The sequence below is a fragment of the Caenibacillus caldisaponilyticus genome (assembly GCF_002003465.1).
GTDB classification, from domain to species: Bacteria; Bacillota; Bacilli; order Bacillales; family Sporolactobacillaceae; genus Caenibacillus; species Caenibacillus caldisaponilyticus.
Map to the genome: position 1 here is coordinate 1 of NZ_BDDQ01000180.1, position 955 is coordinate 955.

The following is a 955-nucleotide window of genomic DNA, read 5'->3' on the forward strand; positions in this document are numbered from 1 at the left end:
GTAAAAAGGAAATGTAAAAAGAGCCACGTTGCTTTCCCTTTGATAGAATGGACATTGACCAAAACAAAAAACAAAAAGGAGGAAAGCAACTATAGCTCAATACAATATTACAATAAGCGATGAAATCCTGCACGGGTTCCTGTCGCAAGATCAAGGACTGGCCAAACTGTTGGAACAGGTCTTGAATCAAATCCTTGAAGCCCAGTTAACGGATCAACTTGGCGCCGGCCGTTATGAGCGCACAGAGGAACGAAAAGGCTATCGAAACGGGTCTTATCCCCGGCAATTGACGACTCGGGTGGGACGGTTGACCTTGCGCGTGCCGCGGACAAGGGATGGGGAATTTTCCACCGAACTCTTTCAACGTTATCAACGGAGCGAACAAGCTCTGGTACTGGCCCTCATGGAAATGGTCGTAAACGGAGTGTCTACCCGCAAGATCACCCAAATCACAGAAGAATTGTGCGGGACTTCGTTTTCCAAGTCTACGGTCTCCGCGTTGTGCAAAGGACTGGATCCGATGATCCAAAATTGGAATCAACGTTCCCTTCATGAACATGTGTATCCGTTTGTGTTGGTGGATGCTATTTATACGAAAGTCCGGGAAGATGGACGGGTACGTTCCAGAGCCGTTTTGATCGCCACAGGAGTGAATGAGGAAGGATACCGGGAAATTCTTGGCCTGCAAATCGGAAACAGTGAATCGGAGTCCAGCTGGAGCGAGTTCTTCGGATGGCTGAAAGACCGGGGACTCCGGGGAGTGGACTTGATCATCTCGGATCAACACGGCGGGCTGGTGCAAGCGATTGAAAAGCATTTCCAAGGCGCGACATGGCAGCGATGCCAGACACATTTTATTCGCAATATCCTCGATGCCGCACCAAAGTATATGCAGGATGCCTTGCTTGAGGAGATTCGCGGGATTCTTCACGCCCCCAATAAGCAGGCGGCCCGG

The 955-nt window shown here is 50.1% G+C and carries 1 protein-coding gene; it reads left to right on the forward strand.

All coding sequences use genetic code 11. From position 1 onward, the window contains the following. Window positions 1-91 precede the first annotated feature (91 nt). The coding region (locus tag CCB157_RS17140; RefSeq protein ID WP_077616967.1) for an IS256 family transposase at window positions 92-955 on the forward strand (864 nt) is incomplete at its 3' end.